Below are 14,264 nucleotides of genomic sequence, written 5' to 3'. Positions count from 1 at the left end.
AGTTCCCAGATTTTTTTCGCAGCCAGTGTCATCCTTCGACCTTTCTTGACTGCCACCAGGGTTTTTGTTTCGCGGGCCGCCGCACGATCTTTTTTCACCCTTGGGGTGACATGCCCGGGGTTTGGCGAGAGAATGGAGAAGACGCGTGATGAAAACGGGGTTCACGCGTCTCTTCATGTGGGGACGACTTCACGTGCTCCACGACAGATGGATGACATGGATCAGGACAACACTTCGCACGACGAGGCGATCGCCGACGCCGATCTCGTGCTGCGCACGCGCTCGGGCGACGCACAGGCTTTCGCCGAGCTCTGGCGACGCCACTATCCCTCGGGGATGTCCGTCGCACGATCGATCACCTCATCGATCGATCCCGACGACCTCGTGCAGGAGTCCTACACCCGCATCTACCAGGCCATCATCAAAGGCGGCGGGCCCAACGGCTCCTTCCGCGCCTACCTCTTCACCAGCATCCGCAACACCGCGGCCGCGTGGGGGCGTGCACGTCGTGACCATGCGATCGACGAACTCGATGCGGTGGCCGATCCCGACAGCACCGACCAGGCCGCCAATGATGCTCTCGACCGCAGCCTGACGGCCCAGGCCTTCCGCAGCCTCCCCTCCCGCTGGCAGGAGGTGCTCTGGTACACCGAGATCGAGCAGATGAAGCCGCAAGAGGCCGCGGCTATTCTCGGCATGAAGGCAGGAGCCGTCTCACAGCTCGCGTTCCGCGCGCGCGAAGGACTCCGCGAGGCCTGGATCCAGGCCCACCTGCGCAGCGCCGCGGCGGGCTCGGACTGCCAGTGGACCATCGAGCACCTGGGCGCCTACTCGCGAGGCAACCTGAGCACCCGCGACCGCAAACGCCTCGAGCTGCACCTCGACGAGTGCGCACGGTGCATGATCGTCGCCGCCGAGGCGAAGGATGTGTCGAAGCGCCTCGCGCTCGTGCTCCTGCCGCTCGTGCTCGGCATCGCAGGGTCGGCCGGCTACCTCGCGACGCTCCAGGGCGCCGGCACGCCCATCGTCGCGTTGGCGGCCATGCCGTCGACGGTCACCGAAGGCGCCGTGGTCGTCACCGCGGGTGGCGCTGCCGCTGCCGGAGCAGGCGCAGGCAATGCGGGTGGCGCGGGGCATGCAGGCGCCACGGGCGCGGCATCCGGCGGATCCACGGGCGCGGCGACCAGTGGAGGACTGCTCAGCGGGGTGGGCGCCCTGGTCGGTGCGGCCTCAGCGGCCCTGGTCGTCGCCGGCGTCGTCGTCGCAGCGACGATCATCCCGGGTCTCACCGGAGCGAACCCGACGGCGTCGTTGCCCTACGCGGGCGACGGCGACTCGTCCATCAGCGCCGATGTCGGCCCCGACGACGCGATGGCCGAGGACCGCACGCTGCTCGTCGAAGAAGAGGAAGCACCCGAGACGCCGCCGGTCGAAGCGCCGGTGACGCCCGATCCCGGTGAGAACACGACTCCCGAGACGCCCGCGGCACCCGAGCACCCTGAGCCCCCGGTGGTCACTCCGCCGACGGTCGATCCCGATCCGCCCACGGATCCGCAACCGCCCACGGATCCCGAGGACCCGACCGGCCCCGAGGATCCCACCGACCCGGAGCCTCCGACGAACCCGGAGAACCCGACCAATCCGGAGAACCCGACCAACCCGGAGAACCCGACCAACCCCGAGAACCCGACCAACCCGGAGAACCCGACCGAACCGGAGAACCCCGGCCCGGAGAACCCCGGCCCGCAGTTGCCCGCGGGCACTCCAGCGGTGTCCGGCGTGGAGGTCTCCCTCGACGATGACATGGTCACCCACTTCTTCGTATCGCTCACCGGAGCGCCGGGTTCCACCGTCGATGCACTCCTGAACCGAAGCACCGGAGGCAGCGGGTCCACCGTGCTCGAGGCCGGCGAGGCCGATCTCGGCTACGGCGTCATCGACCTTCGTCCGACGCTGTCACAGCTCTGCTACAACGCGACCGTCGACTTCTTCTACACCACCGGGACGGAGACGGGCACGGCCGTCCGCACGACGCTGTGGGACCTCTACGAGCTCTCCGACCTCTACCAGGGTGTCGACCCCCGCGAGTATCCGCTGTTCGCCTTCGCGTGCTTGCTCGCGACCGACCCTGACACCGAGCAGCCCGCCACCGATGGCACCGGCACCCAGGCGCCCGTCACCGGCACTGGAACAGGCACTAGCACTGGCGCTGAAACGGGCGCCGAGGGGCCCGACGCTGGCACTGAAACCGGCGCCGGGGAGCCGAACACCGACACAGACACAGACACAGACACAGACACAGAGACGAAACCGACGGGAGACACAGAACCGACGGGAGACACGGAACCCGGCACCGCTACAGACCCCGCGCCGACCGACACGACGCCGAAGGATACGACCACCCCGGAGCCCGTCACCGAGCCGATCCCCGACACCGGGGACGCCACCGCGGACGGAGGCGTCCCCGCGCTCTGAGGCTCTTCGGCGGCGAATAGACTGGGGCCATGCCTCAGGATTCCGTCTCCGTGCCCGGCGTGGACCGCCCGAACATCACCCCTCTCGACATCGTTCGCTCGATCGTCCTGGTCGTCTCCGTCGGCACGCTCGCTCTGTGGGGCTTCGCCACCTGGCCGCTGCCGTGGAACGTCGTCCTCGGCATCGGCGCTCCGCTCGTGGTCCTGCTGGTCTGGGCGCTGTTCCTGTCGCCGCGCCCCATGCTGCGTCTGCATCCGTTCCTCCGCGCCGCCGTCGAGCTGCTCATCTACGTCGGCGTGACCATCGCCTGGTGGCTGATGGACCAGCCGGTCGTCGGCATCGCGTTCGCGATCGTCGCCATCGGCGCGGGGCTCGTGAGCGGCAGGCGCCGCATCGCATGAGCGTCGTCGAACAGCTCACCGCCGAGCTCGGAATCCTCGTCGACACGGATCCTGTGGTCCTCGACCAGGCCCGTGCGGATCATTCAGGCCACGCCTCCCCCGGCACCCCGCTCGCGGTCGTCCATGCCGAGACCGTCGCGCACGTCCAGGCCGTTCTGCGCATCGCCACCGCGACCCGCACTCCGGTCGTCGTCCGTGGCGCGGGCACCGGACTGGCCGGTGCCGCCAACGGCGGCGACGGCGAGATCGTGCTGTCCACCCGACGGATGACCGCGATCCACGAGATCCGCGCAGACGACCTGCTGGCAGTGGTCGAGCCCGGCATACTCAACGCCGATCTCAACGACGCCCTCGCCGAGCACGGGCTGTGGTGGGCCCCGGACCCCGCGAGCCGTGCGATCTCGACCGTCGGTGGAAACATCGCCACCGGCGCGGGCGGCCTGCTCTGCGCCAAATACGGCGTCGTGCGCGACGCCGTGCTCGGGCTCGATCTCGTGCTCGCCGACGGTCGACTGCTGCACCTCGGTCACCGCAGCGTGAAGGGCGTCACCGGTCTCGATCTGACCTCCCTCGTGATCGGATCCGAGGGCACCCTCGGTGTCGTCGTCGGAGCGACGCTGAAGCTCCGCCGCCTGGTCGAAGGCATCACGTGCACCGTGACGGCGACCTTCCCCGACGTGCGCTCCGCGGCCGCGGCCTCTGCCGCCGTCACCGCCTCCGGCATCCAGCCGGCGATCATGGAGCTGATGGATGCCGGGAGCCTCGCCGCGGTCGCCGCGCTGCTCGATCTGCCCCTGCCGGCCGCGGGCAGCGCCCAGCTGACGATTCAGACCGACGGACCCGCATCCGTGGTCGAGGCGACGACGATCGCCGCGATCCTCGAGTCGCACGACGGCGTGACACTCGTCTCGCACGACCGCGAAGAGGGCGAGAAGCTGCTGGCGATACGACGTGCCATGCATCCCGCGATGTCCGCCCTCGGCACGACCCTCATCGAGGATGTCTCCGTGCCCCGCAGCGCGATGCCGGCGATGTTCGACGAGATCGCGCGCATCGAGCAGAAGTACGGCATGGCGATCCCGACCGTGGCCCACGCGGGAGACGGCAACCTGCACCCGAACTTCATCTTCGAGGGCGCCGAGCCCCCGGCGGAGGTGTGGGCCGCGGCCGACGAGCTGTTCCGTGCGGCCATCGCACTCGGCGGCACCCTCACCGGAGAACACGGCATCGGGACGCTGAAGAGCCGGTGGCTCGCCGACGAGCTCGGCGATGACCAGTGGGAGCTGCAGCGCCGCATCACGCAGGTGTTCGACCCCCTCGGTATCCTCAACCCCGGCAAGGTGTTCACCCCTCGTGCCTGACATCAGGGTCAGCGCCGCGGTGATCGTCGACGACGCCGGACGGGTGCTCGTCGTCCGCAAGCACGGCACGACCCGCTTCATGCAGCCGGGTGGCAAGCCGGAGCCCGGCGAGACCCCCGCGCAGACCCTGATCCGCGAGCTGCACGAGGAACTCGGGATCGAGCTCGTCGAGGCCGACCTCTCCCCCCTCGGCATCTTCGTGTCGGAGGCTGCCAACGAGCCGGGTCATCGGGTGATCGCGGATGCGTTCGCCGTCACCGCACCGATCGCCGATGTCGTCGTGCAGGCCGAGCTCGCCGAGCTCCGCTGGATCACCCCGGCCGACGCCGAGTCCCTGCCGCTCGCACCCCTGAGCACCGAGCATCTGCTGCCGCTCGCGTGGCCGGCTGCCGGGGGCTGAGCCCTCGACGGGTCAGATGCCCTGCCAGCTCGGCTTGTTCGCGAAGGTGTAGCGGTAGTAGTCCGAGAGCGCGAGACGCGAGGCCGCGGCCTCGTCGACCACGACGGTGGCGTGCGGATGCAGCTGGATCGCCGAGCCGGGGAGGATGGCCGAGAGAGGCCCCTCGACAGCGTCGGCCACGGCCTGCGCCTTGCCCTCGCCGAAGGCGAGGAGCACCAGGTGTCGTGCGCGCAGGATCGTGCCGAGACCCTGCGTGATGCAGTGCATGGGCACGTCGTCGATGGAGTCGAAGAAGCGCGCGTTGTCTTCGCGCGTCTGCGCGGTCAGCGTCTTCACGCGGGTCCGTGACGCGAACGACGAGCCGGGTTCATTGAAGCCGATGTGTCCGTCGGTGCCGATCCCGAGGATCTGCAGGTCGACACCGCCCGCGGCATCGATGGCCGCCTCGTAGTCCGACCCGGCGTGCCGGATGGTCTCCTGGGCGCCGTCGGGCACGTGGATTCGACGCGGATCGAGTCCGAGGGGCTCCACGACATCGCGGGTGATCACCGACCGATAGCTCTCGGGATGCGCGGGATCGAGTCCGACGTATTCATCGAGGGCGAAGCCACGGACCCGGGAGACGTCGCGGCCGGCGAGGCGCGTGCGCAGCGCCTGGTAGACGGGCAGCGGGGTGGATCCCGTCGCGAGTCCGAGCACGGCGTCGGGACGCGCGTCGATGAGTCCGACGATCTCGGCGGCGACGAGCGCGCCTGCAGCCTCGGCGTTCTCGACGATGACGACTTCAGCCATGGGTCACGATCTCCTTGAGAGGGGTGGCGGCACCGACGAGCGCAGCGCCGAAGGCGGCCGCGGGAGAACCCGCGGGAAGCAGTTCGATCCTGTCGTCCAGATGCAGGGAGCGCATGAACGATGACGCCTCCGCTCCGGCCTGCAGGGCCGTGCGGATGCCTGACAGGAGCCGGTCGCCGAGCGCGGTGAGCCCGCCCCCGATGATCACCCGCTCCACGTCGGCCGAGAGCACGAGCGCCCGCACGGCTGCGGCCGCGCCGTTGAACAGGTCCGCGCGCAGCGCGCGCGCTCCGACATCTCCGCGTTCCGCCGCGTCCAGGATGTCGAGCACGGGCAATGCGCCGGGAACCGCCCAGGCGCGCGCCAGTGCCCCGCCGCCGCACAGAGTCTCGATGCATCCGCGCTGGCCGCAGCTGCAGAGCCGTCCGTTCGGGTCGACGGAGAGGTGACCGACCTCGCCGGCGGTCCCCCGCGAGCCGCGCCAGATCACGCCGTCGACCACGATGCCCGCCGCGACACCGGTGCCGAGGTTCAGGAAGGCCATCGACCCGTCGATCTCGCGCATCGCGGCAGCCCCCAGCGCGGCGGCCTTCACGTCGTTCTCGACGTGCACCGGCACCCGCAGGCGGTCGGCGACGCGGTCGGCGAGATCGAGCGACTCCACGCCGAGGTTCACGGCGTGCAGGACACGTCCGGTGGTGACGTCGACGAGACCGGGGATCCCGATGCCCACCGACGAGACCGCGGCAGCGTCGATGCCGGCTTCCCCGGCGAGCGCGGTCACCGTCGAGGCGATGGTGTCGACCACCGCCTCTGCGCCCCACCCGGTCGGCCGGCGCAGACGTGCGACGACGTCTCCCTCGGGAGTCACCGCCACCGCGTCGATCTTCGTCCCGCCGACATCCAGGCCCACTCGAAGACGCCGACCCGCGAGGTCGACGTCGATCGCCTCCGTCATCGGATGGCGCTCCTGCGCATGGTGGCGTCGCCGGCGCCGCTCACGAGACACCCAGCTGGCTGGAGAGCACCATGACGGCGGCACCGCGAAGCACGATGTCGTTCTGCTCCGTGCGGCGGATCAGAGCGTCCTCGAAGACGCCCTCGAGCGTGCGCGCGTGCAGGGTCTCGACCGCGGCGTCGATCAGCACGCCGTCGAGGAGGTCGTCGGGGCCGGAGAGCACGACCTCTGAGAGGTCGAGCGCGGCGACGATCGGAGCGATCGCGATGCCCATGCGCGTTCCCGCATCGCGCAGGATCTCGTCTCTCGACTGCGGCTCGGCGTCGATCGCCGGGCGCAGCCTCGTCTCGCTGAGCCAGGCCTCGAGGCATCCGTCTTTGCCGCATGCGCACCGCGGACCACCGTCGGTGCCGACCACGACATGCCCGATCTCGCCCGCTGCGAAGCGGCTGCCCAGCAGCGGCTGGCTGCCGGTGATCACGCCGGCGCCGACGCCGCGACCGATCTTGATCAGCATGAAGTCGGCCTTCGCCTCGCCGAACGTGTACTCGGCGAGCACGGCCGCGTTGGCATCGTTGCGCACCAGTACGGGCAGGCCGAGGTCGATGCCGAGCTTGCCCTCGAGCGGAAGATCGCTCCATCCCAGGTTGGGCGAGCTGAGCACCACCCCGTCCGGTCTCACGACCCCGGGGGTGCCGATGCCGACGCCGAGAATGGGGTGGGTGGCGGTCTCGGCGAGCGCCCTGGCGAGCTGCAGTGTGGCGGCGTAGGCGGCGTCGCCGTCTGCGCTCTCGGGCCGCGGCACCTCACGACGTTCCAGGATGTCGCCGTCGAGGCTCAGCAGCGCACCGACGAACGCGTGGGGCCCTGAGAGGTCGATCCCGATGATCTGATGCCCGACGCGATCGATGTCGATGAGGATCGGCGGCTTGCCGGGACCCACGGTCTCCCGCACGCCCATCTCGATGACGATGCCGTCGGCGATGAACTCGGCGACCAGGTCGGAGATGGTGACCCGGGTCAGCCCGGTCTCGCGCGAGAGGTCCGCTCGGCTCATCGCTCCCGAGTGGTACAGGGTCTGCAGGACGAGCGCGCGATTGTGCCCCCTCGCGTGCTCCGGGAGCACCTTCGCCCGCGAGCGCAGATGGCGCCCAGGGCCGAAGGCGTGGAGGCTCGCACCGACGTAGTCTGGTGACGTCGATGGAGGCGTGGCATCCGATACGGACATGTTTGTTAGTAGACCTTACGAACAAAAATTGTGCAAGTCCTGCCCCGAATAGCACAGGCAGGGTTACGGAAACGTTACATTATGCCGAGAGCGATGTCCCGGACCCGCGGAAGACTCCGAAGACGACCCCGACAACCGGGCCACGAGCGCCTCGACGATCTCCTCCCGCGCCTGTCGCGTGAGCGGTGTGCCCGGCACGCCGGGTCGCCGCTGCGACGGCGACGGACCGTCCAGAGGACGATACCCCACCCCCGCATGCGCGAGCCGCCGCAGGTGCACCCGCAGACGGCGTGCGAAGCCTGCGAAAGGCGGGGGCTCTCCCCCGTCCCACAGCCGTTCGGCGATCGCGCTGAGCCGGGGGAACATCGCGAAGTCGACCCGCTCCCTCGTCGGCAGATGCTCGGTCCACACATTGGCCTGCCCTCCCAGCGCCGCCTCGTCGATCTCGAGCGCGTAGGTCTGCTCGATCGGCAACGGCGGCCCCACCCGGATCGGTTCCTCGGGCGACTCCGACTGCGGGTAGTCGAGGTACGCGTGCAGATCGGGACACGCGATCACCGGCAGTCCGCGGCGCACCGCCGCGCGCAGAGCGACGGGACCGCGCCAGGCCAGGATCGCCACCCGCTGCGGCACGTCGCCCTCGAGCACCTCGTCCCACGCGAGTGCGGTGCGACCGCGACGGCGCACGTGCTCGACGAAGTGCGCGGTGAACCACGGTTGCACCTCCTGCACCGTCGAGAGACCCAGTTCGCGCATCCGCTCGGCCGCGGCCGCGCTCGCCGCCCATTCGGTCACCGGCACCTCGTCGCCGCCGATCCCGATCCAGGGCGCGTCGAAGAGATCGCACAGAGCATCGATCGCCGCCCGCCCGAACGCGAGAGCCTCGTCGGTCGGCGCGAGAGTGCGGGGATTCACCCCGAACCGCTGCCAGGGCCCGGTCGCCATCTCGGCGACGTCGGCATTGCCGAGCTCCGGATACGCGGCGAGCGCTGCCTGCACGTGCCCCGGCAGCTCGACCTCGGGCACGATCGTCACGAACCGCTCGGCGGCGTAGGCGACGAGGGCGCGCAGCTCGGCATCCGTGTAGTGCCCTTCGTGCACTCCCGCCTCGACCGTGGCCAGCGGACCGTGCCCGCGCTGCGTCCCCTCGCGGCGCGCACCCACACGGACCAGTCGGGGGTAACCCGGCACCTCGAAGCGCCAGCCCTGATCATCGGTCAGATGCAGGTGCAGCACGGACAGATGGTGGTCGGCGAGCAGATCGATCAGTCGCCGCACGTCCTCGGGAGGACGGAAGTGCCTGGCCACATCGAGCATCACCCCTCTCCAGGCATGCGCGGGAGCTCCCTGCCAGACACCGGCGGGGATGCGGGCGCGCTCCGCACCCGGCTCGCGCAGCTGCAGCAGAGCGGTCGCACCGCGGAACACTCCCTCGGGGCTCGCGCCCTGCACGTCGATCGTCGTCGCCGAGACCGTGATGCGGAAGGCCTCCCTGCCGATCCGCCCGCGTGCGAACGGCTCGGCGGCGAGCGAGTCGTCGACGCGCAGGACGATCGCGGGGCCGGCCTCCGACTCCGACGCTTCGGGTGCGCCGGGGTGATCTCTGCGGGTCACCGATGCCGCCAGTCGCGAGACGCTCGCGGCGAGCGCCTGGGACGCGGCCAGGGGGGTCTGCGCGGTCCATTCGAACGGCGGGGCGGCCGGATCCACCGATACGAGCACCTGCGGCACCGTGGCCCGATGCGGCGGCGGCGTGCTGCGCAGCGCGCCGCCGGGGGTCGCGCCCGTCACCTCGCCGCGGAGCACGACGGGAACTCCCGCGATCACCACCTCGACGATCCCGACCGGCGGCTCGAGGGGCGCGTCGAACGTCGCCCCGGCATCGACGGTCGCGGCGTCGAACAGCACGAGGTCCGCGGTGGCCCCCTCGCGTATCGTTCCGCGAGGCGCATCGCCGCGGTCGAGGCCGAGACGTGCGGCCGGCGTGCCCGCCAGGTGCCGCACGGCCTCCTCGAGGGTCAGCACGCCGAGCTCGCGGACGTAATGCCCGAGGTATCGCGCGAACGTCCCCCGCCCCCGCGGGTGCGGCCTCGCCCCGACGAGGATGCCGTCGCTGCCTCCGCAATGGCGCGGGTGCCGCATGATCGCGCGGACGTTCTCCTCGTCGCCCACATGCATCAGGATGCCCGTGGCGCCGCGGTCGGCGAGGATCGTGTCGATCACGACATCGATGGCGCGCCTTCCCGACGAGGCCGCGATCTCGGCGATCGTGCGGCCGACAAGCCCCGTCAGGTGCGGAACCGAGACGCCCGAGATCTGGATCGAATCCCAGTCGGCGCGTTCGCCGTGGAAGCCGTCCGAACCGACATCCTCGAGCTCGATGCGCACGGCTTCGCGACCTGCGCGGTCGAGAGCGGCGAGGGCGCCCAGCAGGTCGCCGCTCTCGGCGAGCCGACTGGGAAGGAGCGCCGCCAGGGTCGTGGCCCCGGGCAGATACGGGTAGGTGTCGAGGGTGACGTCGACGCCGTCGTCGGACGCCGCGTCGACCAGGGCGAGCAGTTCCGCCGCGCGACCCCTGTTCGGTGCGAAGTTCATCGTCGCGTGCGTCAGGTGGATCGGGCACCCGGTGCGGCGGCCGATGTCGAGCACCTCACAGTAGGCGTCGAGCGCCGCTCCCCCGTAGCTGCGGGTGTGCGGCGCCCAGTACCCGCCCCGTTCGGCGACCACCCGGCAGAGCGCCTCGAGTTCGGCCGTATCGGCGTACATGCCGGGGGTGTAGGTCAGACCGCTCGACATCCCGAAGGCCCCGGCATCCATCGCCGCCGCCAGGATCGTGGACATCTCGCGGATCTCGGCGTGCGTGGCCCGCCTGTTCTCGTGCCCGACGACCATCATCCGCAGGTTCCCCTGCGGTACGAGCACGGCCGCGTTCGCGACGGATGCACCGTCGATCGCGGTGAGGAGGTCATCCATCGAGCGCCAGGGAGCGTGATCCGGCATCCCGTTCCATCCGGCTATCTGTGCGGGGATGATCGTCGCGGTGTCGTCATCGAGCGGCGCATAGCCCAGTCCGTCCTGGCCGAGCACCTCGGTGGTGACGCCCTGCAGGATCTTCGCGTCGTGGGTCGCGCCCTGCAGCACCGCGAGCTCGCTGTGCGCGTGCATGTCGATGAATCCCGGAGCGAGCACGAGGCCCGCGGCCGCCACCTCGACCGCGTCGCCCGGCAGCTGCAGCCGTCGGGGGTCGTCGGCCCCGATGACGGCGACGATGCGAGACCCCTCGACGGCCACGTCGGCGACGAACCGGCTGCCCCCTGTGCCGTCGACGACGGTCGCCTCCCGGTAGACCCTGACCGGCTTCTCGCTGCTCAGAAGCACGTCGCCACCGCTCCGACGACGCGCGGGTCGTCGGCATCGGGGTCGTCGATGACCGCCACGACGCGCCACTTGTCGAAGGCCGTGCACGGGTGCGACAGTCCGAGACGCACGACGTCGCCGGGCACCACCGACGCGGTGTCCGCGAGGTGGAGGAAGGCGTGCTGATCGTTGAGCGCCGTGATCTCGCCGTCGACGGACTGCGGGATCGGCAGACCGAGATCGAACGGCACATCGCGGCGCCCCGCGTCGAGGAGTGCGAGGTTCGGCTCGGGCTGCGAGACGACGCGCGACCAGGCGTGCATCGCCGACCGCAGCGGAGCGGTCGAGGTGAGCGGACCGAACGGCGACATCCGTGAGTAGAAGCCGTCGTCGTGGATCTGGAACGCCCCGGACCTCAGCACGATGTCGGCATCGGCCCGGTGCGGAGCGAGGACCGCGGCCGCCCGGTCGGGAAAGGCACTGCCACCGGCACTCAGCACCGGACGCACATCCTCTGAGTACGCGAGACGCCGGTGCAGGGTCACGAGGGTCTCGAGGTAGGCGTCGACCGCCGCGATCGACGTCGCGCTGCGGTCGGGTCCGAACGGCCCCTCGTATCCGGTGACCCCGGCGAGACGAAGCCCCGGAGCATCGAGGATCGCCTCGGCGATGCTCTCGCCCTCGGCGAGGCTGCGCGCACCCGTGCGACCACCCGCACCGCCGAGTTCGACGAGCACGTCGAGGGGCCGCGGCGCGTCACAGAGAGCATCCGCCAAGATGCCCACCGTGGTCGGCGAATCGGCCCAGCACAGGATGCGCAGCCCGGCGTCCCCGGCGAGCAGTGCGCCGAGGTGGCGGGCCGCCTCGCGGTCGGTCACGGCGTTCGCGATGAGCACGGTGCGCACCCCGGCCGCGACCGCGACCTCGGCCTGCCACGTCGTCGCGACCGAGATCCCCCACGCCCCCGCATCGAGCAGACGCTGCCAGAGCGCCGGTGCCATCGTCGTCTTCCCGTGCGGCGCCAGCAAGACCCCCTGCTCGGACGCCCAGTCGAACACCGTCATCTCGTTGTGCGCCAGCGCGGCCTCGTGCACCGTCAGGATCGGAGTGGTCAGATCGGAGAGGTGCAGATCCGCGCCAGCGATCTCGGAGAGACGGATGCCCGCGGTGCGCGCCGAGAAGCCCTTCGCCCACGTGCCGAGAACAGGATCCGGAATTTGTAGAGGCATCTAACAAGGCTACTAGGGTGGAGGTATGACCGCGAAGATCCGCATCTCGACCGACGCTGCCCCCGCCCCCGCCCACACGTTCTCGCAGGGCGTGCGCAAGGGACCGATCGTGCAGGTCTCCGGGCAGGGCCCCGTCGATCCGCAGACGAACGAGTACCTGTTCCCCGGCGACGTGGCCGCGCAGACCACTCGCACCCTCGAGAACGTGAAGGCGATCGTCGAAGCATCGGGAGCGACCTTCGACGACGTCGTGATGCTGCGCGTGTATCTCACCGCGCGAGAGGACTTCCCGATCATGAACGAGGCGTACGGCGCGTTCGTCAGCGCCCACACGACCGGCGACGTCCTGCCCGCCCGGACCACCGTGTTCACCGGACTCCCCCGCGAGGAGATGCTCGTCGAGATCGACGGGCTCGCGGTCGTCTCCGACTGAGGGCCTGCCACTCGGCCCCACGGACCGTTGCCTCCCCGTTACCTGCGATCGCGTAGCATAGCAGTGAGGACACACGAGAAAACCGGGGGGTGATGTTCGTGACCGATCTGATCTCAGCTCAGGATGCGAAGACCGAGAAGCTGAACGAGGCGACGGATGCCGCCGTCCCGCAGGATTCCGATACGCCCACCGCCGCCCTCCCGCCGCAGAGCGGTGACCCCGAGGTCGCCTGGGCTCCCATCGAGCCCGCACCCAAGAAGAAGCGCCTCGGTCTGTGGATCGGGCTCGGAGCGGGAGCGGTCGTGCTCGCCGCGGGCGCCGCGTCGATGATCCTCATCGCCCCGGGCACCAGCGTCGCCGGCATCCCCGTCGGCTGGCTCACCCCCGGCGCCGCCGCTGACGCGATCGATGCGCACGTCGCCGAGACCGAGGTCACGCTCACCGGCGCAGGCGACGAGGTGGTCCTCACGGGCGCCGACCTCGGTGCGTCGATCGATGCCGGAGCGCTCGCCGACAAGGCCTTCGCGGAGCATCCGCTCTGGAATCTCGGAGCATGGATGGGCGACCCCATCGCGGGCGAGATCACCCTTGACCCTGCGACCGCGGACTCCGCGCTGCGCGCGGCCGTCCCCACCAGCTACCAGGACCCGACCGATGCCGGCGTGGTCTTCGACGCGGCGACCGCCGCCTACACGGTCACCCCGTCGGTCTCCGGAACGGCCGTCGACATCGACGGCCTCGCCTCGGCCATCGCCGACACCGTCGCCGACGGCGGCAAGAGCCTCGAGTTCTCCGGCGCGCCCGTCGAGGCGGCGGCCGCCGTCACCGATGAGGACGCGACGACGCTGATGACCTCATTGAACGGAATGCTCGGCACGATCGGCTTCTACGTCGGCGAAGAGCGCACGGTCCCGATCGACCCCGCGACGGCCGCGAGCTGGTTCTCGGTCGTCGACGACGACGGAGCCCTGCGTGTGGTCGCCGACGAAGCGGTCATCCAGACGACGATCGATTCCCTCGCGGGCGCCGTCGACCGCGCTCCCGTCAACGCGACGAACATCGTGAACTCCTCGGGTGAGGTGCTCCGCACCGAGACCGAGGGCGTCAACGGTCGTGCTCTCGGCGACACCTCGAACCTCGCGTCCGAGGTCGCCGACAAGCTCGAGGCCGCCGACGGCGTCGTCCCGCTCGCCGTCACCGAGACCCCGTTCGAGTCGGTCAACCTCGTACGCAAGATCGACGTCGACCTCGGATCCCAGACCGCGACGCTCATCGAGAACGGCGCGGTCGTGCGCTCCTGGGCGATCTCGTCCGGCAAGGCGGCCACGCCCACCGACACCGGCAACTTCACGGTCTACGCGCACGTGCGCATGCAGACGATGAAGAGCCGTGAGCCCGACGGATCGATCACCGAGACGCCGAACGTGCCGTGGGTCACGTACTTCAACGGAGACGAGGGCTTCCACGGCACCTACTGGCACAATGCCTTCGGCTCGCCCCGCAGCCACGGTTGCGTCAACATGCCGATCGACGTCGCGAAGTTCGTCTATGAGTGGTCGCCCGTCGGCCTCGAGGTGTCGGTCCACAACTGATCATCTCCTCCCCCTCGGTTCCGCTCGCGGCCCGGGAA

The 14,264-nt window shown here is 70.3% G+C and carries 11 protein-coding genes; 6 read left to right on the top strand and 5 right to left on the bottom strand.

Going from position 1 to position 14,264, the window contains the following annotated elements; all coding sequences use genetic code 11:
• Positions 1-216: 216 nt before the first annotated feature.
• From DXT68_RS17315 to DXT68_RS04730, 4 genes are read left to right on the top strand one after another with little or no spacing between them, the layout of a single operon-like run.
• Entirely contained in the window at positions 217-2,475 is a 2,259-nt protein-coding gene (locus DXT68_RS17315) for a sigma-70 family RNA polymerase sigma factor (protein ID WP_052677632.1), read from the top strand.
• A 29-nt stretch (positions 2,476-2,504) separates the two neighbouring features.
• On the top strand, positions 2,505-2,876 hold the full coding sequence (locus DXT68_RS04740) for a YrdB family protein (protein WP_045253147.1): 372 nt from the start codon (positions 2,505-2,507) through the stop codon (positions 2,874-2,876).
• Positions 2,873-4,237, top strand: coding sequence for an FAD-binding oxidoreductase (locus DXT68_RS04735; protein ID WP_045253148.1), 1,365 nt, complete (start codon positions 2,873-2,875; stop codon positions 4,235-4,237). The genes DXT68_RS04740 and DXT68_RS04735 overlap by 4 nt, the downstream gene beginning before the upstream one ends.
• Positions 4,230-4,637, top strand: coding sequence for an NUDIX hydrolase (locus DXT68_RS04730; RefSeq protein WP_045253149.1), 408 nt, complete (start codon positions 4,230-4,232; stop codon positions 4,635-4,637). The genes DXT68_RS04735 and DXT68_RS04730 overlap by 8 nt, the downstream gene beginning before the upstream one ends.
• A gap of 12 nt (positions 4,638-4,649) precedes the next feature.
• Here the strand turns inward: DXT68_RS04730 and DXT68_RS04725 are convergent, their stop codons facing one another.
• The 5 genes from DXT68_RS04725 to DXT68_RS04705 all read right to left on the bottom strand — a co-directional run bounded on the left by DXT68_RS04725 (position 4,650) and on the right by DXT68_RS04705 (position 12,201).
• Positions 4,650-5,429, bottom strand: coding sequence for a glucosamine-6-phosphate deaminase (locus DXT68_RS04725; protein WP_045253150.1), 780 nt, complete (start codon positions 5,427-5,429; stop codon positions 4,650-4,652).
• Positions 5,422-6,387, bottom strand: coding sequence for an ROK family protein (locus tag DXT68_RS04720; protein ID WP_045253151.1), 966 nt, complete (start codon positions 6,385-6,387; stop codon positions 5,422-5,424). Before DXT68_RS04720 ends, DXT68_RS04725 begins: the two co-directional genes overlap by 8 nt.
• Positions 6,388-6,427: 40 nt before the next feature.
• Complete coding sequence (locus DXT68_RS04715) at positions 6,428-7,615, bottom strand: ROK family transcriptional regulator (RefSeq protein WP_045253152.1); 1,188 nt, start codon at positions 7,613-7,615, stop codon at positions 6,428-6,430.
• Between the two features lie 63 nt (positions 7,616-7,678).
• Positions 7,679-10,993: a family 20 glycosylhydrolase gene (locus DXT68_RS04710; protein WP_045253153.1), complete on the bottom strand. Its 3,315-nt coding sequence runs from the start codon at positions 10,991-10,993 to the stop codon at positions 7,679-7,681.
• On the bottom strand, positions 10,984-12,201 hold the full coding sequence (locus tag DXT68_RS04705; protein WP_244268138.1) for a type III PLP-dependent enzyme domain-containing protein: 1,218 nt from the start codon (positions 12,199-12,201) through the stop codon (positions 10,984-10,986). Before DXT68_RS04705 ends, DXT68_RS04710 begins: the two co-directional genes overlap by 10 nt.
• Positions 12,202-12,226: 25 nt before the next feature.
• On the opposite strand from DXT68_RS04705, the gene DXT68_RS04700 reads away from it, so the two are divergent.
• Together DXT68_RS04700 and DXT68_RS04695 are read left to right on the top strand one after the other, a co-directional pair.
• Complete coding sequence (locus DXT68_RS04700) at positions 12,227-12,634, top strand: RidA family protein (protein WP_045253154.1); 408 nt, start codon at positions 12,227-12,229, stop codon at positions 12,632-12,634.
• Positions 12,635-12,726: 92 nt separating this feature from the next.
• Positions 12,727-14,226: a L,D-transpeptidase family protein gene (locus DXT68_RS04695; RefSeq protein ID WP_244268140.1), complete on the top strand. Its 1,500-nt coding sequence runs from the start codon at positions 12,727-12,729 to the stop codon at positions 14,224-14,226.
• The last annotated feature ends 38 nt before the right edge of the window (positions 14,227-14,264 follow it).

This window comes from Microbacterium foliorum, assembly GCF_003367705.1.
In the GTDB taxonomy this organism is placed as follows: Bacteria; Actinomycetota; Actinomycetes; order Actinomycetales; family Microbacteriaceae; genus Microbacterium; species Microbacterium foliorum.
The sequence above is the reverse complement of the archived record's forward strand: the minus strand, read 5'-3'. Positions and strand labels throughout refer to the sequence as shown.

Coding starts and splice junctions, on each gene's coding strand:
- DXT68_RS17315 (WP_052677632.1), top strand. CDS start 217: ATGGATCAGGACAACACTTCGCACGACGAGGCGATCGCCGACGCCGAT.
- DXT68_RS04740 (WP_045253147.1), top strand. CDS start 2,505: ATGCCTCAGGATTCCGTCTCCGTGCCCGGCGTGGACCGCCCGAACATC.
- DXT68_RS04735 (WP_045253148.1), top strand. CDS start 2,873: ATGAGCGTCGTCGAACAGCTCACCGCCGAGCTCGGAATCCTCGTCGAC.
- DXT68_RS04725 (WP_045253150.1), bottom strand. CDS start 5,429: ATGGCTGAAGTCGTCATCGTCGAGAACGCCGAGGCTGCAGGCGCGCTC.
- DXT68_RS04720 (WP_045253151.1), bottom strand. CDS start 6,387: ATGACGGAGGCGATCGACGTCGACCTCGCGGGTCGGCGTCTTCGAGTG.
- DXT68_RS04715 (WP_045253152.1), bottom strand. CDS start 7,615: ATGTCCGTATCGGATGCCACGCCTCCATCGACGTCACCAGACTACGTC.
- DXT68_RS04705 (WP_244268138.1), bottom strand. CDS start 12,201: ATGCCTCTACAAATTCCGGATCCTGTTCTCGGCACGTGGGCGAAGGGC.
- DXT68_RS04700 (WP_045253154.1), top strand. CDS start 12,227: ATGACCGCGAAGATCCGCATCTCGACCGACGCTGCCCCCGCCCCCGCC.
- DXT68_RS04695 (WP_244268140.1), top strand. CDS start 12,727: ATGTTCGTGACCGATCTGATCTCAGCTCAGGATGCGAAGACCGAGAAG.